This is a genomic window from Brevibacillus sp. FW306-2-1A-C05A, assembly GCF_058781555.1.
This window is the reverse complement of record NZ_JBYSWV010000056.1, coordinates 1-26,392: the sequence shown is the minus strand read 5'-3', so window position 1 is coordinate 26,392 and position 26,392 is coordinate 1. Positions and strand designations below refer to the sequence as shown.

Here is a 26,392-nt window from a genome sequence, read left to right as displayed (position 1 = left end):
TGCCTGAGAACACTTGAACGCTGAAAGTTATGATGATTTTGAATGGTATGAAAAGATTAATGCAACGCTAGTGATATTTTATTATTTTCAGAATTAACTTTCTTCAGAATTTAGGTAAAAAGTGCTTTACAACAAGAAAAAAATGCCATATTCTAAGGTTACGTTTTACGACACTACTACTCGAAGGAAGGAGGCTGCAACATGATGACTGTACTCGCTTTTGCACCTGCATTCACTGATCGTCTAATCGTTGCCAAAACTGCATATAACAGCGCCTCCTGGACCGACGAATTGTAGATGGATTCGTATCTTCAGCATTCTCATTCGTCAATTACCAGACCATGGGCGTTGTAGCTTGTGGTCTTTCGTTTGCTTTGTGACGCCAAGAGACCGCAGGCATTAGCCCGTGGTCTTTTTCTTGGCGACAACCATCCATTTTCTTCCATATTGAGAGGAGGTGATTTGACATGGTACTGAACTTCTTGCTGTTCACTGTCAAGATCGAGCGCAAACAAGTGAAACCCGAAGAGCGCATGGCCGCTTACGCCCGCGCCCGCTATCTGGAGGAACGCGCCGAGGCGCACGCTTTTGAAGCCGCACAATTTGTTAGCCGCATCTAATTTTTGGTTTTGCATTTTACATTGGGAGGGATTTTGTATGAAAAACAGACAAAGACGTCAGATGATGAGATTTACAGGAGTCAAAGCGATAGACGGCGGCTGACTGCACTACACACCAGGGATGGGAGGTGGACCTTCATGTACATTCCAATGATTTTCTTCACCATTATTATTGAGAAGCGGAAATTGACCCCTGAGCAGCGCGAAACACGGTATTTGCAGCAAAAAGCGATCGCTGAGTGGGAAGAGCGGAAGCATCAGATTGCGATGCAGTTTCCGGAATTTCTCTACCGATAAGACAAACAAGCACATTCAGGAAGATCATGCCCGTTACGGCGTGATCTTCTTTTTTTGCCGATTGGCGACACAGGCGTGACGGACAGACCGCGCAGCAGCCACAACTGCAACAACGAAAAAAGCTGCCGAGAGAACCCTCGACAGCTTTTTGCCAGTGAGCAGCTTATTTGCTTTTTTGCCCGAGCAGCTCGCGGATTTTGTGGTGGGCCATCGGGAACGTGTACGCATCCAGCTCGCTCCAGGCGGCAAAACGCGCATGGCCCGGCAACTCGCCCCCCTCGATCCAGTCACAGGACCAGACCTGCATGTTCCACTGCAAATGGGAAAAAACGTGCTGCACCGCGCCGAGCGGCTCCAGAACCTCGATGTCGATTCCGAATCGTTCGCTGATTCCACGCGCGAGCGCCTCTCTTTTGGCGGCATCCTTTTGCTGCTCCGTCTCCACCATGGGAAACTCCCACATGCCTGCCAACAGCCCTTGATCGGGGCGTTTGTTAATCAGCACCTTGCCGTCGCGTTCGATGATCGCCACTTGCAGATCGACAGGGCGTGGCGGTTTCGCTTTGCCCTTGATTGGCAACTCCTCCTGCACACCCTCCTGCCGCGCCATACAGTAATCAAACACCGGACAGGTCAGGCACTGCGGCGTGCGCGGCAGGCAGACCATCGCCCCCAGCTCCATCAGCGCCTGGTTAAAATCGCCTGCCCGGCCTTCCGGGATCACCTGGCGCACGAGATGCTCGATCTTGATGCGGGTAGCGGGCTTCGCGATGTCATCCGTCAAGTACAGCAGCCGGGAAAAAACGCGCATGACGTTCCCGTCGACAGCAGGCTCCGGCTTTTCGTAGGCAATGCTTAAAATCGCCCCCGCCGTGTACGGCCCTACGCCTTTCAAAGTGGCGATCTCCTCCGGCGTGTCCGGCACGACTCCTCCGTAGCGGGCCGTCACCTCGCGCGCTGCCGCCTGCAGATTGCGAGCGCGGGAATAGTAGCCAAGTCCTTCCCATGCTTTTAACACTTCGTCTTCTGGTGCATTTGCCAAATCGACAACCGTCGGAAATTTTTCCATGAAATTCGCATAATAAGGCTTAACGGTCTCTACTCTTGTCTGCTGCAGCATGATTTCCGACACCCACACCCGATACGGATCGCGGTTGATCCGCCACGGCAGATCCCGCTTTTGCGAGTCGTACCAGGCAAGCAAATCGTGCGAAAAGCCGAAGACGTGAAATTCCTCCGGGAGAGTGTACCGCAAGCCGGTTTCTTTTTTCCTTGCCATTTCTTCGTCGTCTGCTCCTTCTATTGTGGTAACGCGGCTGGACGAAACGCCCAAACGTGCAGCTTGTCCGCTCCGCCCGCTACACAGTCGCAAAACGCGCGGTCTGCCAAGCGGTGTGCCTTGATCTGTTCGTATTCGTGCACAGTCTCAACTTCAAAGGCTTCGACAAACAAGCCCGGCTGATCCAGTCCTTCCATACAGCGGTACTGGCGCGCGCCCAACGCCTCCATGCTCTCAGCCATGGATGCGAGCAGCCGCAGAGCCTGATCGCGTTTTTCCGATTGCAGCTTGTATTCGATAAACACGGTTAGCATGCGACATGTCCCTCCTTGATCTATTCATCATACCCTTTTTGCAAAAGCGGGAACAAGCTCACAATTTTTTTCAGCGGAGGAGGGAATTATGTCGCCTCACACGCTATAATAAACAATAACAACAGCCTGGAAGGAAAGGAGGAAGACAACGATTCCATGGATACTGCCACACACTTTGCCATGGGCTTCGGATTGGCCGGGCTCGCCTACCTCGATCCTGTCGTAGCTTCTTCTCCCTCGCTTGCGGCTGCCGTTATGATCGGCACGGTCATCGGTTCGCAAGCACCCGATCTGGATGGGTTGGTCCGCCTCCGCGGCACGGCTGCCTATATACGCAACCATCGGGGCGTTTCTCACTCTGTACCGGCCTTGTTTTTATGGACAGGAGCCATTTTTGGGCTCATTCAGGCATTGATGCCACAGACCTCCTGGCTGCATCTGCTGGGCTGGATCTTTCTGGCCGTCTGCCTGCACGTCTTCGTCGATTTGTTCAATTCCTATGGCACAAAGGGCTTGTATCCGTTTCGCGACAAATGGGTCGCCCTCAACGCCATTTTCATTTTTGACCCGTTCATTTTTGCCGCTCATCTCGTCGGCTTCATGCTCTGGGCAGCGGGCGCTCACCCTGGGCGAAGCTTTCTCTTGATTTACCTCGTGATCGCCGTGTACTACTACTGGCGCTGCCAGGTGCAAAAGCGGACGACAGAGCTTGTTCGCGCGCGCATCGGCAAGCCTGGCATGTACACGATCATCCCTACCCTTTCCTGGACGCACTGGACGTTTGTCGCCAAAACCGAGCAGCACTGGTACGTGGGCGAAGTGCACTCCGGCGACGTGGCGATTTTGGACACTTTCTCCATCAAGCCTGAAAACGAAGTGATCGCCGCTGCCAAAAAAAGCTTCAAGGTCCAGTCCTTCCTCGCCTTCACGCACCACGTTCACGTAGAAACGAAGGAACGCCCCTTCGGCTACGAGGTAAAATGGATTGACCTGCGCTACCGCTCCCGTTTTCAAGGAAAAAGCCACTACATGTTCGTCGCCGTTGTCCATCTCGACTACGAATTGAATATCCGGGACTCCTTCGTCGGCTGGATTCACCGCGGAGAGGAACAGCTCGCCAAAAAGCTCGACTCCAAGCGCCAGCTCGGGTAGCCCGCAAGACAAGACCGCCAACCGCTCTTTTGGGAAAAGGGCGGTTTTTTTGCATCTGACCTGCTCAATTTGATGAAAATTGCACCTTTTTCCCAAGTCAAAAACCGACTACGATCAGGCTACACCCAAAAAACGTTGAGCTGTCAGACGGGAGGACTTTACATGATACCGATTCGCTATTCCAAACGCACGATTACGGACCAGGAACAGATCGCACAGTTTTTGCAGCAGGCCAAGGTCGGCCATCTCGGGCTGTCCAATGAGCGCGAGCCGTATGTGTTGCCGCTCAATTTCGCCTGGTGGAACGGCTGTATTTACTTTCACGGCGCGGACTCCGGTCGCAAGGTCGAGATGATAAACGCCAACAGCCGGGTATGCTTCAGCGTCTGCGAAGAGTACGGCACGATTGCCTCGCCTGTGCCTGCCCATGTGGATACGGCGTACATGAGCGTCTTTTTGGCGGGGACGATTGAACGCGTGCAGGAGCCATCCGAAATGCGCGAGGCGATGCAGGCGCTGCTGGACAAATACGTGCCGGGCTACTTTTCCGAGCCGCTGCCTTTGCAACATGTGCTCAAATACCGCTCGTCCGTGGGCAGCGCGACCGCCATCTTCCGCATCACGCCGGAGACGCTTACAGCCAAGGGCAATCCGCTGGCCGAAGAAAAGCAATTTTATCCGGGGCGAAAAGTGGAGATGGACGTGTAGCACGGCTGAAAGCATAAGCAAAGCAAAACGACACGCCCCTTTTCGTGGGAACGTGTCGTTTTCGCTTCGGTGGTCACCTGACAAGCCAGACGCCTGCTTTAGCGGTTGTACGGAGCAGACATGCCTGTAGTAATCGCGAGCCGGTTCCAGCTATTGATCGTGTTGATCGCCATAATCAGCGCGACGTACTGGCTCTCGTCAAAATGCTTTCGCACTTGCTCGTAGATGGCATCGGAAACGCCATTTTGCGCGATCTGCGTCACCGCCTCGGTCAAGGCCAGAACCGCACGTTCCGCATCGGTATAGACAGCGGCTTCGCGCCAGGCGTTCAGCAGGTAAATGCGCTGCTCCGTCTCGCCGAGCTTGCGCGCATCCTGCGTATGCATATCCAGACAAAAGGCGCAGCCGTTGATTTGCGAAGCGCGAATTTTAATCAGCTCGACCAGCTTCTTGTCGAGCCCGCTCTCGTTCACGAATTTTTCAAGCTGCAGCATGGCTTGGTACGCCTGGGGGTTGGCTTGGTGGTAGTTGAATCTCGCTTGCATGTTCATCTTCCCTCTCCACTCGAATTTGACCTTTCAGTCTCAAAGACGAGCGACCTCCCCCGTTTGTGACCGATTGCCGCCATTTATTTTTTGCAGATGCGCCAATTTGTCCGGATTGACGATCAGGTACATCCGTTCGATCCGGTCTTCCTGCTGGTTCAGACTGATCTGTACGATTATTTTCAGCTCGCCTTGCGAAAAGACCGCGATGCCATCCTGCCCATTGATGGAGCGAATTTCCATCGCGGAATGATTCGCCCATCTCGGCCAGATGCCCAGCCAGAACGACGCCACCCGTCTGCCGGAAAAATCGGGCGCAGTGTGCACCAATAGCTTTTCACGTGCCGGATTTCGTTGAGGTCTGCCCCGGCCAGCGCCGCAAACGTTTCCTGCACGATGTCCTCTGCCTCTGCCGCAGAGCCCGTCATCCGGTAGGCGAGCGAAAACAGCAAGCCCTTGTGCTCCATGTAAACTTGCTCGATGCTCGCACTCATTTATTCGGCATGACCAAACTGCCAGATCGTATGGCTCAGGCTGCCGTAGCGAAAGCTCATGTGCAGCCGCTGCGCCGCCCGCTCGTCGTCTGCTGCTCCCATCGCGTAAACGAGCGGCACAAAATGCTCGCTGCCGTAGACCGGGACCGCTTTTTCCGCATGCGGCGCAAGCTCGCGATAGCGCGCCAACTCATCGACCTTCCAGCCGGTCAGCGTCTGCTGCAGCCACTCTTCGAACTGCAAGGCCCAGTCGAAGGCGCCTTCCGACGTTTCGCGCATATTCAGGTAGGAAAAGTTGTGAATCGTGCCGCCAGAACCGACAATCAGCACGTCTTTTTGCCGCAGAGGGCTGAGCGCTTTCCCGATCGCGTACTGCTGCACAACCGTCAGATTCGGGTTGACGGACAGAGCCACGACAGGCACATCCGCTTGCGGGAATATATGGCGCAGCACGACCCAGTGGCCGTGGTCAAGCCCTCTTGTCGTGTTCAAGCCGACAGGCACGCCTGCGTCGCGCAGCAGTTGCACTGTCTCTTGCGCGATAGCTTCGTCGCCTTTTGCCGGGTACTGAATCTCGTACAGCTCTTGCGGAAAGCCGCCAAAGTCGTGAATCGTCGGAAACGTCTCCATCGTCCCCACCATCTGGTCAAAAGCTTCCCAGTGAGCGGAAAACATCACGATCGCGCGCGGGCGGCGCGGCAGTTGGCTGGACAGTTGTTGCAACGCTTGTGTATAGGAATTGTTTTCAATCGCAAGCAGTGGAGCGCCATGTGCAACGAACAAAGATGGCATCATGAGAAACACTCTCCTCTATATTTTTAAAACCAGGTTACTTTTCGTAAGTATTATAACCGATCTTTGTTCGCCTGACTATCCTCTGGAAAAAATAAAGCACGGCCCGCCCGAGGCGCTGCGCTGATGCACTAACCCCTACGGCAGCATTGCGCTTTTTTTGACACGATAAAAAAGGCTTGTCGCCCATACAGATGCGACAAGCCCTTTATGATTGCTCAAAAACCAAGATTACTTCGCAGCAGCAAAGCGTTTGCTTACTTCATCCCAGTTTACTACGTTCCAGAACGCGCTGATGTAGTCAGGGCGTTTGTTTTGGTAGCGCAGGTAGTAAGCATGCTCCCAAACGTCCAGGCCGAGGATAGGTGTTTTGCCTTCCATGATCGGGCTGTCTTGGTTAGGAGTGGAGGTGATTGCCACTTTGCCGCCTTCAGCAGTCAGCCAAGCCCAGCCGGAACCGAAGCGAGTAGTTGCTGCTTTTGCAAATTCAGCCTTGAAGTTGTCGAAGCTGCCAAAAGCCGCGTTGATCGCGTCAGCCAGTTCGCCAGTTGGGGCGCCGCCGCCGTTCGGGCTGAGGATTTCCCAGAACAGAGTGTGGTTAGCATGTCCACCACCGTTGTTGCGAACAGCAGTGCGGATCGACTCAGGCAGAGCGTCCAGGTTGCTAATCAGCTCTTCCACGCTTTTTTGTTGCAGGTCAGGATGAGCTTCCAGAGCTGCGTTCAGGTTGTTCACATAAGTAGCATGGTGGCGTCCGTGGTGGATTTCCATGGTTTGCGCGTCGATATGAGGTTCCAGTGCGTCATGTGCGTAAGGCAATGCAGGAAGTTGATGTGCCATTGTAACATTCCTCCTCAAAATATGTATGGGTCAAGCTACGACCTTATTATACTGCAAGACAACTACTTTTACAACAAATCGGTATGCAAAGTATATTAATCTAGCAATTCTTTTTAAACATTTCCAACTTGCAATCAAAAAGGAGAGTGCTAGACTTGGTTTATTACATACTTAGAGAATCAGGTGATTTCAATGGAAATGGACTTACTCACGGTATTGTTTCTCGCATTCTTCGGATTTGTCGCCGCTTTCATCGACAGCACGGTCGGCGGCGGCGGTCTTATCTCCCTGCCTGCGCTGCTCGGTCTCGGCCTGCCTCCCTATCTGGCGCTCGGCACCAACAAGCTCGCAGGCACGATCTCTTCTGCGACCAGCTCCTTCACTTTTATCCGCTCGGGCAAATACGACAAGAAACTGATGTTCATTCTTTTCCCGGTTTCGCTCGTAGGCGCTTATTTCGGAGCAAAGACGGTGCTGTTCGTTCCCCAGGAGCTGTTGAAGGTGCTTGTCATCGTGATGATGGCGCTGATTTTTGTCTATACCTTGTTCAACAAACGGTTCGGGCAAGACTCCAACTACAAAGGGATGACCAAGTTTACCCTTGGCATCGGCATTCCTTTTACCTTTTTGATCGGATTTTACGACGGCTTCTTCGGACCGGGCACCGGTTCTTTTTTCGTTTTTTTGATGGTGCTGCTGTTCGGCTATGACTTCGTGATCGCGGCAGGAAACGGGCGGATTTTGAATCTGGCCAGCAACCTCTCTGCGCTGTTCGTCTTCTGTCTGGAGGGCAAGGTCATTTTCCTGACCGGGCTTGTCATGGGGATCGCCATGCTGCTCGGCGCGAGCATCGGCGCCAAGGTCGCTATCAAAACCGGGGTTCGCTACGTCCGGCCGCTGTTTTTGATCGTCTCGATCACCTTGATTACGAAAATGATCTACGAGCTGATTTTTACCCAATAAGCAAAACCGCTATCGAGGCATGTTCAAGAATGAGCGTCCGCGGGCAGTTTCCTCCCGCAAGTTTAGCCGGATTGCCGTATGGCGATCCGGCTTTGTCATGCCCAAAATAAAAAGCCTGGCCAAAGCCAAGCTCCCCTACTCTTCTTTCCCTTTTCGTTGCTTCATGCGCAATATGATGCCGTCGATGAGAAGACCAATGCCCGCTCCGTAAAAAGGTGCTGCGAATCGGGTCCCTTCCCCCATCGGCAGATCTTTTAAATACACGACCAATACACCTGCAATAAAACCGATCATCGTGTAACGCAGACGGGTCGGTCCCATAACGACACCCCCTCCGCACTACTTCCCGAATTTATTTGGCATTTTCATATTTTTCATGGTACGGCTCATTTGTTTGAGCTGCTTTTGATTGAGGTTCATCCCCATAGAACGGGCCATGGCTTGCAGTTGTTTTTCGTCCATCTGCATGTTGGACATTTGTTTTTTCAAGTAATAAGTGCCTCCGGCAAAACCGCCCACGAGGCCGAGTAACAGTGTAACGATCGGGATTACCCAGTTGTACCAAGCCATCAATACATTACCATCCTCTTTGCGTAGTTACGAACTCTTTTATTGTACCATAGATGGGCATTCTGTACATTGCAACCCGCGAAATTGGTGAGACTGCCCCAAGCCATCTCGGCCATTCCAAGCATATCCTAATGGCAAGAGGTGATGCACAAATGGCTCCTATCCTGATTGTGGACGCCGGGCACGGTGGAGTCGATCCTGGCGGCGGCAACAACGCCCAGTTTCTCGAAAAAGATATGACTCTGCAAATTTCTTTGTATCAGTTCAATCGCTTCAAGGAACTGAACATTCCGGTCGCGATGACGCGAACAAACGATACTACGCTTTCCAGCGATGCACGGACGACTCTTGTGCGAAACAGCGGCGCGCGCTACTGCATATCCAACCATATCAACGCAGGTGGCGGCCGAGGCTCCGAGGTCATCTACTCGATCTATGGCTCCGCCGCCTTTCCCCGCATAATCCAGGAGGAGCTGGAAGCGGAGGGAATGCCCAATCGCCGGATTTTCACCCGGACGCTCCCGAACAATTCCAACCGGGACTACTACTACATGCACAGGGAAACCGGCAGCGTCGAAACCGTGATTATTGAGTACGGCTTCGCCGACAACCCGCTGGACGCCGACAAGCTCGCCAGGGATTGGAAACGGCTCGCCGAAGCGGTCGTCCGCGCTTTTTGCGAATACGCCAAGCTGCCTTACCGTCCTCCGGCCACACCAACCCCCGCTCCGACCCCCGCTCCGACTCCAGCCCCTACTCCCGCTCCCACGCCGTCGCCAACGACTACTCCCAGCCCAGGAAACGGAGGTGGAGGAACGTTGCCAGATTGGAAACAGGAAGCAATCGACTGGATGTTTGACCAGGGTCTTTTGACCAACGAAGATTGGCGCAGCCAGGCTGACAAGCCTTTGCCGCTCTGGGCGGAGGCGATCATCTTGAAGCGCCTGTATGAGCTATTGAAAAAATAAGAAATGGAGGCAGTGTCCCGTGGGCTTCGATCTCGGCTTAATCATCGCCTTTGCCCTGGCAGGCACCGCTACCTTGTCTGATGTGCTTCGCATCCCCAAAAAGCTGCGCAGTTGGGTAGCCGTTGTCTTGATTGTCGGGCTGTACATGGTCAACCAATGGCTGTACTCGCCGGGCTTTGACTGGAAAACAGCGCTGATGGAAGGCGTAACAGCGGGCTTGGCCAGTGTCGGTATTCACTCGTCCGCGAAGAATACGATCGAGCAAGTCAGCAACAGAAAAAACCAGAAAAACGATTCTCAATCCGCCGTATAGCGCGTCAGCGGCGTATCTGCCAGACCTGAATAATTTTTCTTGGCCGGCACACTCAACACCTCGTCCTCCGGAAAGCGATAGGCGGTCAGCATTCCGCCAAACACGCACCCTTGGTCGATGTTGATTGTGCCGTTTTTTCGTTTCGGCTCCGGGTGGGGATCGTGTCCCCAGACGATAATCGGGCTTGTCACTTTTCGTTCCTTGGCCCACTCCCGGCGAATCGGACGGCCATCAGGCCCGGTCCCGGCTACGTCCCCGTAACGGCAAAACGTATAGACAGCCGGCGATTCCATGCCGATGTAGTCATCCTTAATGCCTGCGTGCACGGCAACGGCTTCCAGCTTGTCATGGCGGCGAATCATCATGTGCGATGGCGAGGAGAACAAGAGGCGCCGACTCTGCTCCCGCAAAAGAGACGCTTTTTTCGGCCCGAACTCTTGCTGGTAGAGCCGCAGCTCCTCCTCCACCTTTTCATCGCCATGTGCCAGTGTAACAGGTCTTCCGTCCAGCCAGCGGGCGATTTTCCAGCCGTGATTGCTGTCGACCATCTCCGCCAGCCCGGCTGTGACGTGGAGGTGGAAAAATTGCAGCATCTTGATGGAGTACGGCCCGCGACTTGTAATGTCTCCGAGGGAAAGGAGCTTTCGGCCCTGGGGGTGACGATAGGTGCCGTCCTGGCTCCGTTCGTACCCCAGACGCTGGATCAATTCCATAAACTCGTCGTAACAGCCGTGAACATCTCCGATAATGTCCACGCCATTGTCCGCCGAAAGCACCTTGGAGCGTGTCTGAGGTTTGTGCCTCATAGCCCGTCCCCTCCTTTCCCAATCTGTTACTTACTATCTTTACCACATCCGCAAAAAAAACTCAAAAAAGCCCCTCATAACGAGAAGCATTTTCGCTTTTTTCACGCTGTTAGCCAAGATTATGCGTGTGCACGTAAATGGCCGCCTGTGTGCGGTCCTCGACATTCAGCTTGGCGAGGATATTGCTGACGTGCGTCTTTACCGTTTTGATCCCGATAATCAGCTCGTCGGCAATTTCCTGGTTGGACTTGCCCTGGCCGATCAGCTTTAAAACTTCAAGCTCGCGCGGGGTCAACTGCTCGTGCGGGTGCGATTCCTGTCCGTGCCGGAAACGGGCCATGATTTTTCCTGCCACTCGCGACTCCAGTACAGGCTCTCCTGCTGCAGCCGAGCGGATCGCCTTGGCGATTTCGGCCGCACGCGAAGTCTTGAGCAAGTAACTGAAGGCCCCCGCTTCGATGACCGGATATACTTTTTTCTTCGATAAAGCTGGTGAGGACGATGACTTTGCTCGCTGGACAAGCTTCACGAATGCGCCGGGTCGCTTCCACACCGCCAATGCCCTCCATGACCAGATCCATGAGCACGACATCCGGTCGCAGCTCTACCGCCATCCGCACTCCTTCTTCTCCGCTGCCCGCTTCTGCCACCACCTCGATATCATCCTCGGTTGACAAGTAAGCAGCCAGCCCCATCCGCACCATCTCATGATCGTCTACCAGTAATACGCGAATCACAGAAATTTCACCCTTCCCGTTCCGGCTGTGACATCAAGGGAATCCGCACCTCGATTTGCGTCCCCTTGCCGATCGCTGAATAAATCTCCATCGAGCCGCCTACCTCGGCCACCCGCTCCTGCATGCTGCGCAGGCCGTACGACGTCATTTTTTCTCCATCCGGATCAAAGCCGACGCCGTCATCGGTTACCCTGAGCCGCACCTGCTCCTGCAAGGTAAACAACTTGACCGCAATCTGGCTGGCTTTGGCGTGCCGCAGCGTATTGGACAACGACTCCTGCAAAATCCGGAACAGATGATCCTCAATGCCGCTCGGCAAGCCTTCGACGTCTTCAATCTCCCACGTCAGCTCCATCGTATTTTTACGTTCCAGTTCATCCAAAAGTTCCAAGATCGCTTCTTTCAGCGACTTGTTTTGCAGCGTGGCGGGGCGAAGATGCAAGAGCAATGCCCGCATCTCCGCCTGGGCGGCCGCTGCCATTTCTTCCACCAGCTCAATCTGCTGGGCGGCGCGCTGCGGATTTTTCTCCACCAGCCGCCGCATCGCTGCCGTCGTCATGGCGATCGCAAACAACTGCTGACTGACCGCATCGTGCAGTTCGCGTGCCAAGCGCTGCCGCTCCTCGGTGACGGCTGCCTGCTTGACCTGCTCTGCCAGGGCCGCATTGTGATTGGACAGACGCTGCAAGGACGCGACCTGCTCCTCCCACTGCGAGGCCAGCCGATTCAACTGCCAGCCCAGCTCGCCGACTTCATCGACGCCCAAATCCGGCACGCGGTAGGAGAGCATCCCCCGCCCGAGCTTCATGGCGGCTTCCCACAACACGCTGAGCCTTTTCTTGAGCAGGTTCCCGACGATGTAGGAGATAATCAGCGCCACCAGCACACCGACCGGAAGCGACACGACAAACGCCGCCAGTTGCACCAGCCCGTCAGGCTGCGCGGGCAAGGTCACTCCCAAATAATCTTCCATCCACAAAACGACCTTCGGATCGCCAATCAGGCTGTTGTACCAGCGATGAACCTCCGGCATATCTTTCCACACAAAATAGAGCCAAAAGAAACAAATAAACGAAACGACCACTGCACTTCCGGCAAGCAGGACGCCGTAGCGCACATATTGCCACTGAATACTCGCTAATCGCTGTCGACGCATCCGCCAGTACCTCCTAGATGTACTTGACTTTTATATCGCCGACGAGCAGCGAGATATGCACATTCACTTTTTGAGCCGCCTCTTCGTATTGATCGGAGCGAATCATGACGCTGCGGTTGATTCCGCCCTGACGGTGGCTCAGCACTTCCAGATCGCCCAGACTCAGCTCTGCGTTGACAGAAACCGGGAGATCGACGGGAACGTATATCGTGACATCCCCCACCCAGCCTTCCACAACCAGCACCGCTTCATCCTGCATCAGCACCGCGCGGGACAGGTCTATGACCACATCCCCGATCCCGTGCCACACATGCAGGGCGCTCAGTTCAAAACGTCCCGAGGTCAGATGGTAATCCCCGATCAGGGAGCTGCGAGAATCTTTGGGCAAAATCCGTTCACGGTAGGCAGATTCTCCCTCCTGCTCAGGCAGCTTGCCGCGTGAAGGCTTCCATTTGTTCAAGCTGTCCAGCCATTGGGCAGCTTCCTGGCGAATCCCGCTCGGCTGAGCCGTTTGACTCCCGCCGCCCATGGCGGAAGCTGGCGTCTCATCCGGAGCTGAAAACGGCGGAAGGGGCGGACGATTTCCTCTTTCTTTGGTCTTGCCGCGAATCAATCGAAAGCCAAAATAAATAAACAGGACAGGCACAGCGAGTTGGAACAAATCGTCCACGCCGATGCCAAACCACATATCCAGCGCGATAATGAATCCTAAACAAAACAGAATGCCGCCGCCAATCCGCTTGTTCTGTCCCCACAGGCGAACGCCGAAGTAGACGAGCACCATGGGCCACAGGTCAAACAGACCGAACGAAATAATATGCAAACTGTCTAATAAAAGGCCGATTCCTGTCAAAATAATCAGGACGCCGGCCAACATTGTGTGCAAGCGGGACAGTTTCACAAAAGTCTCCTCTCTTACGCCCCATGCCGATCTTTTTCACTTTGTCCGTTACGACATGTATAAATGAATGCAGGTGGGATATTCAGCAAGGTGAAGTCTGTCTCTACCAAGGAAAAACGCGCCTGCAGCTCAGCCTGGAGTTGTAGCGAATATTGGAATGTAATGAACAGACCGCCTGGTTTCAATACCTTTTGCACTTCGTCCAGGATCGCTGTTCGCAACTCTTGCGGAAAATTGGCAAACGGCAGGCCCGAAATAATGACATCTGCCTTGCCAAGCTCCAGCTCCTCCAAATATTGTCCGAGTCTCGTCGCTTCTTCCCTGACAGGAAGATCAGGAAAGCGTGATTGAAGGATGGATCGAAACTGGCTGTCACGCTCCACAAGCACATAGTCGGTATCAGGATTGATTTTTTGATAAATGGTTTGGGTAAAAGCGCCCGTGCCAGGTCCCAGCTCAAGAATGACATCTGTTGAAGCCCAATTGACGTGGCTCAACATTCGCTCACATAAATACCGAGAGCTGGGGATCACGCTGCCTACACGTCCAGGCTCAGCGATGAACCTTCGCAAAAAGACCATGAAGTCTGCCAAGAATCGTACCTCCTAGGGGAAAAGCAGCCTGCTATACAGGCTGCCTGATTGACACACTCTATTCTACAACCAATCCCCCAGTTCCTGTCCAATCAAGATTGTTCCGGCTGGGCGGACGCTGGTTTTTTCTCCTTCAACGACGCCTTGATGCTGGCAAGCTCCGCATCCAGATCGTCTTTTTCCAGGTCAGACAACGCGCTCTCCCAGGCGAGGTTCGTTTGGCGCCATTGGCCGCTCATTTGTGCCTCCGCCTCCATACGCATCACTTTTTCTTCCATACGAGCGAACCCGCGGCCTGCGGACTGATTGCCAATCCCTGCTACCGCATGATTCACCTGCTTTTGCGTGCGGGCTACTTGTGCCCGTGCCATCAGCGTGAATTTTTTTGCGCGCATTTTATAGAACTCTTCCTTCAGTTCGGCCAGCTTTTCACGCATTTGCGTAGCGGCCTCGGAAGCTGCCAGATAGAGTGTTTCGTACTCGGCTGCACGAGCTTCATACTGCTTTTTGTCCGCAAGAGCGCGGCGGGCAAGCTCGTCTTCCCCTTCTGTCAACGCGAGCTTTACTTGACGGTCGCGCTTTTCGATCAAAGCGTTCGCTTCGTCCAGTTGCTGGCGGAATTTCTTTTCCAATGCTACCTGGCGGGCGACAGCCACTTCGACCTGTCCGATTTCCACTTCCATATCCCGCATGTATTGATTCAGCATAACTACCGGATCTTCCATCGAATCCAGGGCGTCATTTACCGAAGCTACTGTCAGGTCACGCAAACGTTTGAAAATACTCATTTTCAATTCCTCCTCATCATATCACATCGTGTCATTTCATCCAAAAGCTCTCGCGACATGGCTGCTTATGGCTGGCGGCGGGTCATTTCTCTTTCCCACGCGTCCAGCGTGTCTTCTTTTAATACTTTTTGTGCCCACTGACGTTCCCAGGCTGGCGGCGCTTCTTTGGGGACATGGCCGGGGCGCAGTAAGCGATACCCCAGATAAATCACACCAATGGCCAGTAAGCCGTGAAACAGCAGATGGAGCTTGCCGATCAGCATCAGGAACCCGAACAGGAAGATCACGATTCCCCAAAAACGCGAACCGGATTGTCCCATGATTTTTCGAGCGCCGTACAGCATGATGACCGCGGGAATCAAAATCCCGATCAGATCACCAAGGTCGATTCCGATTAAATCCAGGAGAACCAACCCGCCGACCAGCAAGAGAACCAGTCCGAGCAAAAACTTTCCAGACCGTTCGCTCATGCTCGCTTACCTCCTATCATCTCTTGCGTGTGGTGCTTGTTGAACCTTATGGCATTATTGTAGCCCCCCGCATAGGCTCCCCATAACGGGCGTGCGGTTGGTTTTTCCCTCCGTCCCTGGACGGAGAGCATTTCCTGCCGTAATCGGACGAGCCTGGTCCCCTCTTTTTCGCCAGCCAGCGCTTGCATTGTCGAAGCAAGACGTTACACCATTTGGCGAAATTTTGTGACAAAAAAGTGAACAAGCGGTCAAAAAAGAGGGAAAACGGGAAAAGCGTAGAATCTTCGTAAGGTGCGTGTAAAAAAACATCGAAAAATAGCCGAATTCCGTATGACGGAAGCGGGGGAACCAGTTTTTTTGGGGTGAATGATTGCCAGCTGGCAGTCTAGGGCGTCCTTTCGACCGAACCCTTCAGCTAACTTCGTAGGCTCACGAAAGGAGCAGTTTCTTTTGCGCAAGGTGGTAATGTCTTTCGTTATGGCTGGAATGCTTGTGATGGGGGCCGGCGCTGCACATGCGGCAGAGAGTGCAACACTCCAAGACGTAGTCAGCGAGCTGTATGGCGTCCCTTACAAAGCATCTGGCACGTCCAAAAAGGGCTTTGACTGCTCCGGTTTCACACGCTACGTATTTGATGCGTTAGGTGTAGACCTGCCTCACAATTCTGCCGCCCAATATGAATTGGGGACAGCGGTTGCCAAGAAAGACCTGCAGCCTGGAGATCTTGTGTTCTTCAATACAAACGGACGCAGCATCTCACACGTAGGCATCTACATCGGGAACGGCACATTCGTGCATTCGGAATCTGGCCGCGGCGTCGTCAACACCAAGTTGAACGACCCGTACTACTGGAGCAAGCGTTATGTTGGCGCCAAGCGCATCAGCACACCTGTTCTGGAAGCGGCAGCTCCGAAAAAGGAAAACGCGGTGCAAGCTGCATCGTTGTCGGAAAATCAAGCACAAAAGAAGTAGTTCGGCAAAAAATAAGAGCCAGGGACATTGCGTCTCTGGCTTTTTCTGACGAAATTTAGGACCAGGTCTAAAGAGGTGCCCCTACCTATAAGTAAAGATGCATGAATGGACGGATACTTGCCCTTATCATGTGAAAGCATGTTATGATAGACAGGATTAGTTCTTTGTGCCATAGCACCTCATCCACCTATTAATAGAAGTAACTGGGGGTAATTCCGGTGAAAGATCACATTTTGATCGTTGATGACAACCAGGAGATTATTGAACTGCTTGAAGATATTTTGGAAAACGAAGGCTTCCAGGTTTCCTCGGCGGAAAATGGCGAGGATGCGCTTGCTCTTCTGAGCCAGGGCGAGCGGCCCAACCTCATTTTGCTCGATATCATGATGCCGAATATGAGCGGCTACGAGCTGTGCTCGCAAATTCGCCGCGAATGGGATTTGCCGATCCTGTTTCTCAGCGCGAAAAGCAAGGCGGTCGACAAAGTCGTCGGCTTCGAAATCGGCGCCGATGACTACATTACGAAGCCGTTTGACACCGAAGAGCTGCTGGCTCGCATCCGCGCTCATCTGCGACGCTACGAGCGCATTCGCAAGCATACCGAGGAGCAGCCGGAAAAAGAGACGCCCAGCTCCCCGATCACCGTCCTGAAGTTCAAGGACTTGGAGATCCACAAGGAAACGTACTCTGTCTACGTCAACGGCCAGAAGATTGAGCTGTCCACAAAAGAGTTTCAACTACTGACGTTCCTCGCCGAAAATGCCGGGATCGTGTTCACGCGGGAACAAATTTACGACCGCGTCTGGGGGTACGGCTACGGCTCCCTCAACACCGTGACGGTCCACATCAAAAACTTGCGCGAGAAGCTGGAAACAGAACGGCAATTCATCAAAACACAATGGGGGACAGGCTACGTATTCATCGGGGAGAAACTGTAGATGAGTCTTCGCAACAAGCTTTTTCTCTCCTTTATCGCCTTGATTACCCTCAACATCCTGCTGTTCAAATTCGTCTTCCAGGACATCATCATCGACCAGTTGAAAAACGACCGTCACAACCAGTACCAGGCGGAAAAGGATGCGGCAGAAAAGGTCCGGCTCAACCAACTACTGCGCTCCAGCAACTTCAAGGACCCGATCGAGCGCCAGGAACTGGAGAAGCAGTTGCCGGAAGACGTCATGTACCGGATGGTCGTGAAGGACGCGAGCGGCAACACGATTTACCACAGGCCGTCACAAGCCTACTCCTTGAAGCTGTCCCTCCCTTCCACCACGAAAAGCGACCTGAAAGTCGTGGCAGAGTACCATTTTCAGCAGGAGCCTCCCCGTGCGGGAGAGATCGTCGTCTACTTCTACACGGACGATTACGACATGATGGCTACAACCGGAGTCTCCATGATGCTCTGGTTTATTTACGGAAGCCTCGTCCTCGTCGGCCTGCTGCTGCTCGCCCTGTTCCTCCGCTGGATTTTGCGCCCGGTCAATGAGCTGGCCCGCGTCACTCAGGAAATTCGCGAGGGCAAACGGCTTGTGACGTTTACGTACCGCTCGCACGACGAGTTCGGACAGCTTTTTCGCTACTTTGGCGACATGGTCGACGAGCTGCGCTTTTCCGAAGAGAGACAGTCGGAAATGATCGCCTCCATCGCCCATGATTTTCGCACGCCGCTGACCACGATCAAAGGCTACGCCTCCTACATCGGCTCCGGGCGGGTCACGGACCTGACGCGGATTCAGAAGCAAATGGGCAAAATCGAAGTGAAGACGAGCGATCTGGAAAAGCTGCTGGACGAGTTGCAGGACTTCACGGTGCAAAGTACGGAGGTGCGGCTCAACATTAGCCGCATTCACGTGAAAGGATTTTTGAAAGGAATTATCGAGGACTATTTGGCGCGGGTAAAGGAAGCCGGCCTGACGTTTCAATGGAAGTTGCGCGTATCCAATGAGCTGCACATCGAAGCCGATGAAACAAAGCTGCGTCGCGTCATGGAAAACTTGCTGAACAACGCGATTCACTACAACAAGCCGAATGGCTCGATTTTGGTTACATGCGACCAGCGGGAAGGCCACGTGCTGTTTTCCGTCATAGACAAAGGGGAAGGAATCGCAGCCGAGGATTTGCCCAAAATCTTCAACAAGTTTTACCGCGCAGAGAAGTCCCGCAACCGCAACAACGGCGGCACAGGGCTTGGGCTGACCATCTGCCAGAGCATCGTGCGCCGCCACGGCGGAGAACTCACGGTAAACAGCGAACAGGGAATAGGAAGCAGCTTCTCCTTCACCATTCCCTTTTATCACAGTTAGTTTATATAGATTTATTAGCAGTTAATTTATTTTTTATATTTCTCTGCTAAAGTATTTCTTGTAAGCATGTTGCTTTCAGTGATAAATAACCCCCAGTTCGGTATCTGACACATCACGGCGAAACCGTAGTGCAAAGATGCCTCTTTTTTTTGCCTTACTCCCGCTTTTCCAGGCGCATCGGCAGGCCGTTTTTCGGACGCAGCGTAACGAGCGGCTCCGGCTCCACTACTTGACCAGGCTCTGCCAGCCGCAGGCGGTAGCGCTGCGCGATCGTCGCCAAAAGCAGGGCAGCTTCCATCAGAGCGAAGTTGTTCCCGATACAAACCCTCGGCCCTCCCCCGAACGGAAAATAGGCATACGTCGGGTTGCGTTTCAGCAGATCGCCCGCGAATCGCTCCGGAATAAACTCATCCGGCTTCTCGTAGTAGCGCTCCAGACGATGCATGACAAACTGGCTCATCATCAGCGTATCGCCAGGCTGATACGTGTGATCGCCAATCTGTACCTCTTCGACCACTTCCCGATTAATCGTCCAGGCAGCCGGATACAGGCGCAGCGTTTCCGAAACGATGAGGCTCGTGTAGGTAAGCTTAGGCAAATCGTCGACCGTAGGCAGCCTGCCGTCCAATACAGTCGCCAGTTCCTCGTGCAGCTTGGCCTCGACATGCGGATGAGTCGCCAGCAAATAAAAGATCCACGACATCGTATTGGCTGTCGTCTCGTGACCGGCAACGAAAATCGTCATGACCTCGTCTCTCACCTGCTCGTCTGTCATCCCCTGGCCGTCGTCCTCATCCCGCGCCGCAAGAAGCATCCCCAACAAATCGTCCTGTCTGTCGTCTTGGCTGTTTCGCCGTTCTTCGATCAAGGAATAAATCGTTTGATCCAGCGTTTCATTCGACTCCAGAAACTGTCGATTGCTTTTTGTCGGAACCGACAACGGAATGTCGATAAAGGAGGAAGCTTTGTTCGCCACATATTTCAGTCCGACGTCGATCGCATGTCCGATTTTGTCGGCGCCCTCCTTGATGCTTTTGCCAAACATCGTTTCCGTAATGATCGCCAGCGTCACCCGCATCATATCGTCGTGGATGTCGCGGACTTCCCCTGCTTTCCAGTCCTCCAACAGCTCGACAGCCTGGCGCACCATCGCCTGGCCGTAGCCGGCAATCCGCTCCCGGTGAAAAGCCGGCTGCATCAGTCTGCGCTGGCGCATGTGCTTCTTGCCTTCGCTGGTGAGAATCCCGTCGCCGACGACGGCTCTGGCGACCTGCAAGCCTTTTCCTTTTTTGAAATGGTCTTGCTTGGTCACGAGCACTTCTTTGATCTGGTCGGGATTGGTCAGCAAATAGACATGCCTTTTCGGCCCAAAACGAAAGTGAACGACATCGCCATGCTCGGCAACAGCGTCGCGGATAAACTGCAGCGGGTCTTTGCGAAAAGCAAGCAAATTGCCGGAAATCGGCAAGCCGCGTGGTCCTGAGATTGTCACACCCATGGAAATCCCCCTCATGTGCTTCGATTGGATTACCGATAGTATCCGACATGAAAAGGAGTTTATGCGAAAAAAAGCCACCTGAAAATTTCAGGTGGCGAAAAAGGCGTACCGTTGTTAGCGTGCGACAGGCTGCTCTGCGCGCAGCAGGCGAGAAGCGATCAAACGCTCCCGCACTTTGATGCCGATCAGCGCGGCGAGCACCGCTTTGATAACGCCTACGACCAAAAACGGCGTAGCGCCGAAGGCAATGGCTTTGTCCCACGGGATATCCAGCACGTATTTGAGCTGAACGCAACCGAAGGCGAGCGTCACGAACATGCCGATCACGTTGGCGACGACCGCATGCTTCAAGGTGAAGCCGAATTTTTCCAAATAGAGGCCTGTTACATAGGCAGTGGCGATGAAGCCGAAAATGTACCCGCCTGTTTTGCCTGCCAATACTTGCAGCCCGCCGCTCGCTTCAGAAAAGACAGGCAAGCCGACCGCTCCAAGCAGCACGTAAATCAAAAGAGCGAGTGTACCGTAGCGGCTGCCCAGGATCGTCGCGGTCAAGCCTACCGCAAGCGTCTGTCCGGTGATCGGAATGAGCGGCAGCGGAATCGTCAACTGGGACAGCACAGCCGTGACAGCGGCAAAAATGGCGGACAACAAAAGCCATCTCAAACGTTCGTTTCTCATGCGTAATAGCCTCCAATGTTAACTAAAAATATAATAAGGTTAACAAAATGATAATACGCATGCTTGAAAATGTAAATCCCTATGTTTGATCGACGTAGTTTTGCAGACCGACCAGCGATTGAATCGTGTGCTCGATCAGCAGCCGCAGGTCGTCGATGTTGCCCTCGTCGATCTTGCGGTGAAAGTCCAGCGTCACGCGGTTTTCCCAACTTGGCGGCGGCCATTCGATCCGGTGCTCCGGCAGCTTCGCCGACAGCGTCTGGGTAATGTACGGGCGCTCTCCCCAAATGTCGTTGAGGATCGCCGTAATCTCTTTTGCGCTGTTCGGAATGTCGCCGGGCTTTTCAAGCTGCATGTAAAAATGAATGCAAATCGTGCAGCCGATATGCTCCACGAGCGGCGTTTCCAGTTGCTCCGCGGCTATGTCGCCCAGGCTCGTGCGCAGTTGCATTTGCGCCCGCACGCTCTGGTCATTTTCCGCGTACTCGGCCAGCTTGAAGTCGATCTGGAACAAGCGTTGGAACGTCGCCATATCCATGACGTCCGACCGATTGGTAATCGTGATCGCCCCGTCAAAATCGCGGTCGTACACCGCGCCTTCCAGCACCACTCTGATATTGTCAAATACCAGCGGATGAAACATGGGGTGCCCTCCTTTTGTTCTCACTGCCTGGACCTGTGTTACAGGCCCCGTTTGGTTTTCTGTCACTAGCATGCCTGCTTTTTTGCGCATTTGCAAGCAAGAACAGACTTCCCCATAGCGAAAAGCGCTCCGGGAGTGGTACCATGGGAGGGAACCAACGTCAGAGGTGACAAACATGTTTCTCATCGGAATTTTAGTCGTTGTTGCGATTTTCGGTGAAATTTTTCACCGCTTGAACCCGTGGAAAAAGCCCGAGCCGGCCTATGAGGAGCTGGTCGCGCAAATCAAGGAGGCGGACTGGTACAGAGAGCTTTCTCGCGACGAGGCATGCCGCCGCGTGCTGGAAAACGATCCGCACGTCCAAGCCTACTATGCCAGCACCTACGAAGCCCAGCGCTTGCTGACACAGGAGGGCTTCCAGCTCGGCCTGATCGACTACGTAAAGGAACAGGCCGCCAAGTCCCAGGCCAAACCGCATTGAAAGGCGAAGTGCCGCTGCCAGACAAGCAGCGGCTTTTTTGTGGAAAAAGCTTTCGGCGCTTTTCATAAAAGTAGGGGAGAAGCGCATGCGGCACGGTTTGCCCAAATGAGAAAACTTAGGCTATTGGCGCAGCCCTGGGTGCACTGATACCGGATAAGAAGCTGATCGCACAAAAAAGGCATACCCTCTGGCTCCAGCCGTTCGGTACACCTGATCTATGCTGTATTCATCTGCTTACCGTTTTTGGTGGTAGTGCTTGTAGGCGTCGTAGGATGCCTGCTCCTGGCAAGTGAAGCATTCGTTCGCGTAAGACTCAGCCTGCTCGTTGATGGTCTGGCCGCAAGCTGCGCAGCATTTTGCTTCGAGGTTTCGGAAAAAAGTAGTGATTGGCGTCATGATTATAACCCCCCGTGTGTTGTTATCTGTATTGTATTACAACAGCACCTGTTTTATAAAAGTTTGTTATAATACATTACGCCACAATACCTTCTTCTCTCGCTCAAATGCTCCCGTTTGCTCCATTTTTCGCTGTATTCATACATTTTTGCAAATTCGGCATCTGTTGTAACACAATGTTCTTAAATCAACAGGTTAAACAAATACGGATCGTTGGTGATCTCGACATAGCGGATGCCGTGCTGCTTCATCCGGCTAATCAGCGGCTGGTAGTCCTCCTGGCACTTCATCTCGATGCCGACCAGCGCCGGGCCGTTTTCCTTGTTGTTTTTCTTCGTGTACTCAAAGCGCGTGATGTCGTCGTGCGGACCGAGCACCTTTTCCATGAACTCGCGCAAAGCCCCGGCGCGCTGCGGGAAATTGATGATGAAATAATGCTTCAAGCCTTCATGCAGCAAGGAGCGCTCCTTGATTTCCTGCATCCGGTCGATATCGTTGTTTCCGCCGCTAATGATGCAGACGACGTTTTTGCCCGCGATCTGCTCCTTGTAGTAGTCGAGCGCGGCAATCGACAAGGCCCCGGCAGGCTCGACCACGATCGCGCTGCTGTTGTACAGCTCCAGAATCGTCGTGCATACTTTGCCCTCTGGCACGAGCACGATATCGCTCAGCACCTCGCGGCAAATGCTCATCGTCAACTGTCCGACCTGTTTGACTGCCGCTCCATCCACGAACTTGTCGATCTCATCGAGCGTCACGACGTCGTCTCTCTCCAGCGCCGCTTTCATGGATGCCGCTCCCGCAGGCTCCACCCCGATGATTTGCGTATCCGGGCTGATGCCTTTTACATACGTGCCGACCCCTGCCGCCAGGCCGCCGCCGCCGATGCTCATGAAAACGAAGTCAGCAGGCTCCTCCAGATCGTTCATGATCTCCAGCCCCACCGTGCCTTGCCCTGCCACCACCAGCGGATCGTCGAACGGATGGACAAACGTCCGGTCTTCCTGCAGGCAATATTTCATCGCTTCTGCGAACGAGTCGTCAAAAGTGTCCCCGATCAGCACGACCTCCACATACGAGCCGCCGAACCGTTTGACCTGGGAAATTTTTTGGCGCGGGGTCGTCGTCGGCATGAAAATCGTGCCCTGGATTTGCAGATTCTGGCACGAGTACGCGACTCCTTGCGCGTGGTTACCCGCACTGGCGCACACTACTCCGCGCTCGCGCTCCTCTGCGGACAGGCTGCGCATGAAATGGTACGCTCCGCGAATTTTAAAGGAGCGGACGACCTGCAAATCTTCCCGCTTCAAATAGACGTTGCAGCCGTAGCGCTCGGACAGCACGTTGTTTTTTTGCAGCGGTGTCTTCTCCACTACGTCTTTCAATCCGTGGTTTGCCACCACAATTTCTTCCACTCTCACTGTATGCATGACTCTCTGGCCCCTCCCAAACGTTGGTTGTCTCTTTTTTTCATAGAAAAAGCCTCCGCCTCGCCAGCAGCGCTTGGTTTGCGCACGGCTGGCTGAGGCGAAGGCATCGCGGTACCACTCAGCTTCTCTGTCTTCCTCACGAAAAACAGACTTGTAGAAGTTCCACGTGGGGAACTCCCGTCCGGTAACGGAGACGAATCCGTTGTCCTCTACTCACCGCCCGATTGCGGCGGCTTTCCAGAACACTGCTCCAAGGTGATTTTCAAAACAGGCTAGGCGGCCATTCTTTCAGCACGGGGAACGGCTCTCTGCACGCTGCTCTCTGTTCCTACTCTTCCTTTTCTACGCAACTGATAACGAACTATTCAAATTATTAGTTACAAATTATAATGCGACTCTGTTTTCTTGTCAAACAAAACCGCATCCTGCTTTGGATCGCGCACAAAAAAAGAGAGCTCACACCCGGGTGGCTCTCTCTTGCTTTATGCTATCGTCGGCTGTTACACCGCTTCGTAGATGGCTTCGTAGCGCTTGCCGATCTCTTCGTCGGTCAAACCGGCTTCACGCAGACGGCCGATCAGCGCATTTGCCCAAATCTCGGTGCGTTGCGCCATTTTCGCGTATTTTTTCGCTTCCTTCACTTTGCGCTTGGCGCGATCTTCGCCGTTCGATTTGAGGTTGTCGAGGATGAACAGCATGTGCATCGTATCTTCCTCGTTCAACTCTTTCCAGTTATCGTTCAGAAACGCGACTACTTTTTTGTAGTAGCCATCAAACTCTTCAAAGGAAATTTCGGTATCCATGTTGAGGTATTCTTTCATTTTGTCAAATAGCTCTTGCATCTAGCGTCACAACTCCCTCAGTATTCTCCGCACTATTATAACAAAAACAAGGCTGCACAGGAAGTTGCCATTATTTGTGAGCACAGCGCCCGGATGCGTGTGCACCCTCCCCATGCAACAAGTCTCGCAATCAACTATAATGAAAGGATACTGAATCGTCCTGAGGAGAACAAAGATGCCAACACACAAAAAGGAACAAGAGACAACGATACGCGTCGGCCAGCAAATGACGCTCACCATAAAAAGTCTGGGAATCAACGGCGAAGGGATCGGCTACTTCAAACGGAAGATCGTCTTCGTCGAAGGCGCTCTCCCCGGAGAGGTCGTGCATGCCGAAGTGACGGAAGCGCGGGAAAAGTACGCAACGGCCCGGCTGCTGCGTGTCGTGGAGAAGTCTTCCGCGCGCACAGTCCCGCCCTGTCCGGTCTACAAGGAATGCGGCGGCTGTAGCCTGCAACACATGGACTATGCGGCACAGCTTGCGAGCAAGCAGGAAATCGTCATCGAGTCTCTGCGCAAATACGCCCGCCTGTCCGATCCCCCCGTCGCCCCGACCATCGGGATGGACAACCCGTGGTCGTACCGCAACAAGGCGCAGTTCCAGGTGGGCAAGCAAAACGGCAAGCTCATCGCCGGACTGTACCAGACAGGCAGCCACAAGCTCGTCGATCTGGAAGGCTGCCAGGTGCAGCACGAGGCGACGACCAAAATCGTGCAAGCCGCAAAACAAATCATCGAGGAGCTGGGCATCCCCGTCTACGACGAGCGCAAGCGGACAGGCGTCATCCGCACGATCGTGGCGCGAGTAGCTTTTGCCACAGGCGAAACGCAGCTAACGCTGGTGACAGCCACCAAGGAAATTCCCCGCGTCAAGGAGCTGATCCTGGAGCTGCGCACGCGCCTGCCCGAGCTTGTCAGCATCGCGCAAAACGTTAATCCGCAAAAAACGTCGCTTGTCTTCGGCGACCAGACGTTCTCCCTGTGGGGCAGACCTTCTATCGCGGAAAAGCTCGGGGAGCTGTCGTTTGACTTGTCGGCGCGCGCCTTTTTCCAACTGAACCCGGAGCAGACGCAAAAGCTGTACGACCAGGTGAAAAAAGCCGCCGCCTTGACTGGCAAGGAGCTTGTGCTCGACCTGTACTGCGGCACGGGCACGATCGGCTTGTGGCTCGCTCCGCATGCCCGCGAGGTGCGCGGCATCGAGCTGATCCCGGAAGCCGTCGAGGACGCCAACCGCAACGCGGCGCGCAACCAGGCGACAAACGCAAGCTTCCACGTAGGCCGCGCCGAGGTACTGATGCCAAAATGGGCCAAACAAGGCACGCGCCCGGACGTCGTCGTCGTCGACCCGCCGCGCACCGGGCTGGATGATGCGTTGATTCGTTCGCTGCTGGATGTGCAGCCAAAGCGGATTGTGTACGTGTCCTGCAACCCGTCGACATTGGCGAAGGACGTGGCGAAGCTGCTGCAGCGGTACGAGCTGGCGAGCGTGCAGCCGGTGGATATGTTTCCGCATACGGCGCATGTGGAGGTGACAGTGAGACTTGAAAGAAAAGATACAGCCAAGTAAACTGTACCTAATTTGAGGGGAGAGGTTGGGAAAGATTGTAGTGAATCTTAATCTTTCCGCCCTCGAACACTTCTATTTGGTGGATAAGCCTTTGTAGAACCTGCTTCAAAACTTGTTCATCTTCAATGTCAAGGTTAATGAAGCGTTCTACTTCTTTTTTAAAGGCTTGTAGCTGTTCATTGAGGTCTTTTCTTACTTGAGCATTTTGCAGAAATCTGAGCCCTTGAGACACAAGGATTTCTAGGGATAAAAAAGGGACTTCACCCCAATTTG

At 53.7% G+C, this 26,392-nt stretch carries 33 protein-coding genes, 1 pseudogene and 1 riboswitch; of the genes and pseudogenes, 12 read left to right on the top strand and 22 right to left on the bottom strand.

Going from position 1 to position 26,392, the window contains the following annotated elements; translation table 11 throughout:
* The first annotated feature begins 467 nt into the window (after positions 1-467).
* Positions 468-620, top strand: a complete 153-nt coding sequence (locus tag AC3WJN_RS22770) for a hypothetical protein (protein ID WP_005827684.1) — start codon at positions 468-470, stop codon at positions 618-620.
* A 138-nt stretch (positions 621-758) separates the two neighbouring features.
* On the top strand, positions 759-917 hold the full coding sequence (locus AC3WJN_RS22765; protein ID WP_005827682.1) for a hypothetical protein: 159 nt from the start codon (positions 759-761) through the stop codon (positions 915-917).
* 163 nt (positions 918-1,080) lie between these two features.
* Here the strand turns inward: AC3WJN_RS22765 and mutY are convergent, their stop codons facing one another.
* Complete coding sequence (gene mutY / locus AC3WJN_RS22760) at positions 1,081-2,196, bottom strand: A/G-specific adenine glycosylase (protein WP_005827681.1); 1,116 nt, start codon at positions 2,194-2,196, stop codon at positions 1,081-1,083.
* 20 nt (positions 2,197-2,216) lie between these two features.
* Entirely contained in the window at positions 2,217-2,510 is a 294-nt protein-coding gene (locus tag AC3WJN_RS22755; RefSeq protein WP_005827679.1) for an MFS transporter, read from the bottom strand.
* A gap of 156 nt (positions 2,511-2,666) precedes the next feature.
* On the opposite strand from AC3WJN_RS22755, the gene AC3WJN_RS22750 reads away from it, so the two are divergent.
* Both AC3WJN_RS22750 and AC3WJN_RS22745 read left to right on the top strand, forming a co-directional pair.
* Positions 2,667-3,662 (top strand): metal-dependent hydrolase, encoded by a 996-nt coding sequence (locus tag AC3WJN_RS22750; RefSeq protein ID WP_005827677.1) that lies wholly within the window; start codon positions 2,667-2,669, stop codon positions 3,660-3,662.
* A 162-nt stretch (positions 3,663-3,824) separates the two neighbouring features.
* Positions 3,825-4,370 (top strand): pyridoxamine 5'-phosphate oxidase family protein, encoded by a 546-nt coding sequence (locus AC3WJN_RS22745; RefSeq protein ID WP_005827675.1) that lies wholly within the window; start codon positions 3,825-3,827, stop codon positions 4,368-4,370.
* A 98-nt stretch (positions 4,371-4,468) separates the two neighbouring features.
* Here AC3WJN_RS22745 and AC3WJN_RS22740 read toward each other — a convergent pair whose 3' ends face one another.
* From AC3WJN_RS22740 to AC3WJN_RS22725, 4 genes are all read right to left on the bottom strand, one after another.
* Positions 4,469-4,915, bottom strand: coding sequence for a carboxymuconolactone decarboxylase family protein (locus tag AC3WJN_RS22740; protein ID WP_026558251.1), 447 nt, complete (start codon positions 4,913-4,915; stop codon positions 4,469-4,471).
* Positions 4,916-4,954: 39 nt separating this feature from the next.
* Positions 4,955-5,245 carry a sigma-70 family RNA polymerase sigma factor family protein gene (locus tag AC3WJN_RS22735; protein WP_005827671.1) on the bottom strand — a complete coding sequence of 97 codons (291 nt, stop codon included), beginning with the start codon at positions 5,243-5,245 and terminating at the stop codon, positions 4,955-4,957.
* 164 nt (positions 5,246-5,409) lie between these two features.
* Positions 5,410-6,204, bottom strand: coding sequence for a dioxygenase family protein (locus tag AC3WJN_RS22730; RefSeq protein WP_025845494.1), 795 nt, complete (start codon positions 6,202-6,204; stop codon positions 5,410-5,412).
* 228 nt (positions 6,205-6,432) lie between these two features.
* Positions 6,433-7,041, bottom strand: coding sequence for a superoxide dismutase (locus AC3WJN_RS22725; protein ID WP_005827667.1), 609 nt, complete (start codon positions 7,039-7,041; stop codon positions 6,433-6,435).
* A gap of 192 nt (positions 7,042-7,233) precedes the next feature.
* On the opposite strand from AC3WJN_RS22725, the gene AC3WJN_RS22720 reads away from it, so the two are divergent.
* Positions 7,234-8,004, top strand: coding sequence for a TSUP family transporter (locus AC3WJN_RS22720; RefSeq protein WP_005827665.1), 771 nt, complete (start codon positions 7,234-7,236; stop codon positions 8,002-8,004).
* Positions 8,005-8,139: 135 nt separating this feature from the next.
* Here AC3WJN_RS22720 and AC3WJN_RS22715 read toward each other — a convergent pair whose 3' ends face one another.
* Both AC3WJN_RS22715 and AC3WJN_RS22710 read right to left on the bottom strand, forming a co-directional pair.
* A complete protein-coding gene (locus AC3WJN_RS22715; protein WP_005827663.1) occupies positions 8,140-8,325 on the bottom strand; it encodes a hypothetical protein in 186 nt (61 codons plus the stop codon).
* Between the two features lie 18 nt (positions 8,326-8,343).
* Entirely contained in the window at positions 8,344-8,574 is a 231-nt protein-coding gene (locus tag AC3WJN_RS22710; protein WP_005827661.1) for a YneF family protein, read from the bottom strand.
* 152 nt (positions 8,575-8,726) lie between these two features.
* On the opposite strand from AC3WJN_RS22710, the gene AC3WJN_RS22705 reads away from it, so the two are divergent.
* Both AC3WJN_RS22705 and AC3WJN_RS22700 read left to right on the top strand, forming a co-directional pair.
* Entirely contained in the window at positions 8,727-9,542 is an 816-nt protein-coding gene (locus AC3WJN_RS22705) for an N-acetylmuramoyl-L-alanine amidase family protein (RefSeq protein WP_025845491.1), read from the top strand.
* Positions 9,543-9,561: 19 nt separating this feature from the next.
* On the top strand, positions 9,562-9,855 hold the full coding sequence (locus AC3WJN_RS22700) for a hypothetical protein (RefSeq protein ID WP_005827657.1): 294 nt from the start codon (positions 9,562-9,564) through the stop codon (positions 9,853-9,855).
* On the opposite strand, the gene prpE is transcribed toward AC3WJN_RS22700, so the two are convergent.
* From prpE to AC3WJN_RS22665, 7 genes and pseudogenes are all read right to left on the bottom strand, one after another.
* Positions 9,840-10,661: a bis(5'-nucleosyl)-tetraphosphatase PrpE gene (prpE, locus tag AC3WJN_RS22695; protein ID WP_005827655.1), complete on the bottom strand. Its 822-nt coding sequence runs from the start codon at positions 10,659-10,661 to the stop codon at positions 9,840-9,842. The genes AC3WJN_RS22700 and prpE overlap by 16 nt on opposite strands.
* 109 nt (positions 10,662-10,770) lie before the next feature.
* Positions 10,771-11,398, bottom strand: a pseudogene (locus AC3WJN_RS22690) (response regulator).
* A gap of 7 nt (positions 11,399-11,405) precedes the next feature.
* The gene (locus tag AC3WJN_RS22685; RefSeq protein WP_005827651.1) at positions 11,406-12,554 is read right to left on the bottom strand and encodes a HAMP domain-containing sensor histidine kinase; all 1,149 of its coding nucleotides are present in this window, start codon (positions 12,552-12,554) and stop codon (positions 11,406-11,408) included.
* A 13-nt stretch (positions 12,555-12,567) separates the two neighbouring features.
* Complete coding sequence (gene liaF, locus AC3WJN_RS22680) at positions 12,568-13,455, bottom strand: cell wall-active antibiotics response protein LiaF (protein WP_005827649.1); 888 nt, start codon at positions 13,453-13,455, stop codon at positions 12,568-12,570.
* Between the two features lie 14 nt (positions 13,456-13,469).
* Complete coding sequence (locus tag AC3WJN_RS22675; protein ID WP_005827648.1) at positions 13,470-14,048, bottom strand: class I SAM-dependent methyltransferase; 579 nt, start codon at positions 14,046-14,048, stop codon at positions 13,470-13,472.
* A gap of 92 nt (positions 14,049-14,140) precedes the next feature.
* Positions 14,141-14,836 (bottom strand): PspA/IM30 family protein, encoded by a 696-nt coding sequence (locus AC3WJN_RS22670; RefSeq protein ID WP_005827645.1) that lies wholly within the window; start codon positions 14,834-14,836, stop codon positions 14,141-14,143.
* A 65-nt stretch (positions 14,837-14,901) separates the two neighbouring features.
* On the bottom strand, positions 14,902-15,306 hold the full coding sequence (locus AC3WJN_RS22665) for a LiaF transmembrane domain-containing protein (RefSeq protein ID WP_221843042.1): 405 nt from the start codon (positions 15,304-15,306) through the stop codon (positions 14,902-14,904).
* 307 nt (positions 15,307-15,613) lie between these two features.
* Positions 15,614-15,752: riboswitch (cyclic di-AMP (ydaO/yuaA leader) on the top strand.
* Between the two features lie 4 nt (positions 15,753-15,756).
* Here AC3WJN_RS22665 and AC3WJN_RS22660 point away from each other — a divergent pair.
* From AC3WJN_RS22660 to AC3WJN_RS22650, 3 genes are all read left to right on the top strand, one after another.
* Complete coding sequence (locus AC3WJN_RS22660) at positions 15,757-16,278, top strand: C40 family peptidase (RefSeq protein WP_221843043.1); 522 nt, start codon at positions 15,757-15,759, stop codon at positions 16,276-16,278.
* Between the two features lie 218 nt (positions 16,279-16,496).
* Positions 16,497-17,216, top strand: a complete 720-nt coding sequence (locus AC3WJN_RS22655) for a response regulator transcription factor (protein WP_005827638.1) — start codon at positions 16,497-16,499, stop codon at positions 17,214-17,216.
* Positions 17,217-18,581, top strand: coding sequence for a sensor histidine kinase (locus AC3WJN_RS22650; RefSeq protein ID WP_005827636.1), 1,365 nt, complete (start codon positions 17,217-17,219; stop codon positions 18,579-18,581).
* A gap of 154 nt (positions 18,582-18,735) precedes the next feature.
* Here the strand turns inward: AC3WJN_RS22650 and AC3WJN_RS22645 are convergent, their stop codons facing one another.
* From AC3WJN_RS22645 to AC3WJN_RS22635, 3 genes are all read right to left on the bottom strand, one after another.
* The gene (locus AC3WJN_RS22645; protein WP_005827634.1) at positions 18,736-20,079 is read right to left on the bottom strand and encodes a cytochrome P450; all 1,344 of its coding nucleotides are present in this window, start codon (positions 20,077-20,079) and stop codon (positions 18,736-18,738) included.
* Between the two features lie 114 nt (positions 20,080-20,193).
* Positions 20,194-20,757, bottom strand: a complete 564-nt coding sequence (locus AC3WJN_RS22640) for a biotin transporter BioY (RefSeq protein ID WP_197187176.1) — start codon at positions 20,755-20,757, stop codon at positions 20,194-20,196.
* A gap of 79 nt (positions 20,758-20,836) precedes the next feature.
* On the bottom strand, positions 20,837-21,400 hold the full coding sequence (locus AC3WJN_RS22635; RefSeq protein ID WP_007777211.1) for a hypothetical protein: 564 nt from the start codon (positions 21,398-21,400) through the stop codon (positions 20,837-20,839).
* Positions 21,401-21,575: 175 nt separating this feature from the next.
* Here AC3WJN_RS22635 and AC3WJN_RS22630 point away from each other — a divergent pair, with 175 nt between their 5' ends.
* On the top strand, positions 21,576-21,881 hold the full coding sequence (locus AC3WJN_RS22630) for a hypothetical protein (RefSeq protein WP_007777213.1): 306 nt from the start codon (positions 21,576-21,578) through the stop codon (positions 21,879-21,881).
* Between the two features lie 234 nt (positions 21,882-22,115).
* Here AC3WJN_RS22630 and yhfH read toward each other — a convergent pair whose 3' ends face one another.
* The 3 genes from yhfH to AC3WJN_RS22615 all read right to left on the bottom strand — a co-directional run bounded on the left by yhfH (position 22,116) and on the right by AC3WJN_RS22615 (position 24,549).
* Complete coding sequence (gene yhfH / locus AC3WJN_RS22625) at positions 22,116-22,277, bottom strand: protein YhfH (protein WP_005827625.1); 162 nt, start codon at positions 22,275-22,277, stop codon at positions 22,116-22,118.
* Between the two features lie 182 nt (positions 22,278-22,459).
* Positions 22,460-23,707, bottom strand: a complete 1,248-nt coding sequence (gene ilvA, locus AC3WJN_RS22620) for a threonine ammonia-lyase IlvA (RefSeq protein ID WP_007777217.1) — start codon at positions 23,705-23,707, stop codon at positions 22,460-22,462.
* A gap of 500 nt (positions 23,708-24,207) precedes the next feature.
* Positions 24,208-24,549 carry a hypothetical protein gene (locus AC3WJN_RS22615; protein ID WP_005827620.1) on the bottom strand — a complete coding sequence of 114 codons (342 nt, stop codon included), beginning with the start codon at positions 24,547-24,549 and terminating at the stop codon, positions 24,208-24,210.
* Positions 24,550-24,724: 175 nt separating this feature from the next.
* On the opposite strand from AC3WJN_RS22615, the gene rlmD reads away from it, so the two are divergent.
* Positions 24,725-26,119 carry a 23S rRNA (uracil(1939)-C(5))-methyltransferase RlmD gene (gene rlmD / locus AC3WJN_RS22610; RefSeq protein ID WP_007777221.1) on the top strand — a complete coding sequence of 465 codons (1,395 nt, stop codon included), beginning with the start codon at positions 24,725-24,727 and terminating at the stop codon, positions 26,117-26,119.
* A 7-nt stretch (positions 26,120-26,126) separates the two neighbouring features.
* Here rlmD and AC3WJN_RS22605 read toward each other — a convergent pair.
* The coding region (locus AC3WJN_RS22605; RefSeq protein ID WP_492329333.1) for a hypothetical protein at positions 26,127-26,392 on the bottom strand (266 nt) is incomplete at its 5' end.

What these genes read in the sequence shown, in the direction of transcription:
- AC3WJN_RS22770 (WP_005827684.1), top strand. Translation starts at nt 468, where the DNA reads ATGGTACTGAACTTCTTGCTGTTCACTGTCAAGATCGAGCGCAAACAA.
- AC3WJN_RS22765 (WP_005827682.1), top strand. Translation starts at nt 759, where the DNA reads ATGTACATTCCAATGATTTTCTTCACCATTATTATTGAGAAGCGGAAA.
- mutY (WP_005827681.1), bottom strand. Translation starts at nt 2,196, where the DNA reads ATGGCAAGGAAAAAAGAAACCGGCTTGCGGTACACTCTCCCGGAGGAA.
- AC3WJN_RS22755 (WP_005827679.1), bottom strand. Translation starts at nt 2,510, where the DNA reads ATGCTAACCGTGTTTATCGAATACAAGCTGCAATCGGAAAAACGCGAT.
- AC3WJN_RS22750 (WP_005827677.1), top strand. Translation starts at nt 2,667, where the DNA reads ATGGATACTGCCACACACTTTGCCATGGGCTTCGGATTGGCCGGGCTC.
- AC3WJN_RS22745 (WP_005827675.1), top strand. Translation starts at nt 3,825, where the DNA reads ATGATACCGATTCGCTATTCCAAACGCACGATTACGGACCAGGAACAG.
- AC3WJN_RS22740 (WP_026558251.1), bottom strand. Translation starts at nt 4,915, where the DNA reads ATGCAAGCGAGATTCAACTACCACCAAGCCAACCCCCAGGCGTACCAA.
- AC3WJN_RS22730 (WP_025845494.1), bottom strand. Translation starts at nt 6,204, where the DNA reads ATGATGCCATCTTTGTTCGTTGCACATGGCGCTCCACTGCTTGCGATT.
- AC3WJN_RS22725 (WP_005827667.1), bottom strand. Translation starts at nt 7,041, where the DNA reads ATGGCACATCAACTTCCTGCATTGCCTTACGCACATGACGCACTGGAA.
- AC3WJN_RS22720 (WP_005827665.1), top strand. Translation starts at nt 7,234, where the DNA reads ATGGAAATGGACTTACTCACGGTATTGTTTCTCGCATTCTTCGGATTT.
- AC3WJN_RS22715 (WP_005827663.1), bottom strand. Translation starts at nt 8,325, where the DNA reads ATGGGACCGACCCGTCTGCGTTACACGATGATCGGTTTTATTGCAGGT.
- AC3WJN_RS22710 (WP_005827661.1), bottom strand. Translation starts at nt 8,574, where the DNA reads ATGGCTTGGTACAACTGGGTAATCCCGATCGTTACACTGTTACTCGGC.
- AC3WJN_RS22705 (WP_025845491.1), top strand. Translation starts at nt 8,727, where the DNA reads ATGGCTCCTATCCTGATTGTGGACGCCGGGCACGGTGGAGTCGATCCT.
- prpE (WP_005827655.1), bottom strand. Translation starts at nt 10,661, where the DNA reads ATGAGGCACAAACCTCAGACACGCTCCAAGGTGCTTTCGGCGGACAAT.
- AC3WJN_RS22685 (WP_005827651.1), bottom strand. Translation starts at nt 12,554, where the DNA reads ATGCGTCGACAGCGATTAGCGAGTATTCAGTGGCAATATGTGCGCTAC.
- AC3WJN_RS22670 (WP_005827645.1), bottom strand. Translation starts at nt 14,836, where the DNA reads ATGAGTATTTTCAAACGTTTGCGTGACCTGACAGTAGCTTCGGTAAAT.
- AC3WJN_RS22665 (WP_221843042.1), bottom strand. Translation starts at nt 15,306, where the DNA reads ATGAGCGAACGGTCTGGAAAGTTTTTGCTCGGACTGGTTCTCTTGCTG.
- AC3WJN_RS22650 (WP_005827636.1), top strand. Translation starts at nt 17,217, where the DNA reads ATGAGTCTTCGCAACAAGCTTTTTCTCTCCTTTATCGCCTTGATTACC.
- AC3WJN_RS22645 (WP_005827634.1), bottom strand. Translation starts at nt 20,079, where the DNA reads ATGGGTGTGACAATCTCAGGACCACGCGGCTTGCCGATTTCCGGCAAT.
- AC3WJN_RS22640 (WP_197187176.1), bottom strand. Translation starts at nt 20,757, where the DNA reads ATGAGAAACGAACGTTTGAGATGGCTTTTGTTGTCCGCCATTTTTGCC.
- AC3WJN_RS22635 (WP_007777211.1), bottom strand. Translation starts at nt 21,400, where the DNA reads ATGTTTCATCCGCTGGTATTTGACAATATCAGAGTGGTGCTGGAAGGC.
- AC3WJN_RS22630 (WP_007777213.1), top strand. Translation starts at nt 21,576, where the DNA reads ATGTTTCTCATCGGAATTTTAGTCGTTGTTGCGATTTTCGGTGAAATT.
- yhfH (WP_005827625.1), bottom strand. Translation starts at nt 22,277, where the DNA reads ATGACGCCAATCACTACTTTTTTCCGAAACCTCGAAGCAAAATGCTGC.
- ilvA (WP_007777217.1), bottom strand. Translation starts at nt 23,707, where the DNA reads ATGCATACAGTGAGAGTGGAAGAAATTGTGGTGGCAAACCACGGATTG.
- AC3WJN_RS22615 (WP_005827620.1), bottom strand. Translation starts at nt 24,549, where the DNA reads ATGCAAGAGCTATTTGACAAAATGAAAGAATACCTCAACATGGATACC.
- rlmD (WP_007777221.1), top strand. Translation starts at nt 24,725, where the DNA reads ATGCCAACACACAAAAAGGAACAAGAGACAACGATACGCGTCGGCCAG.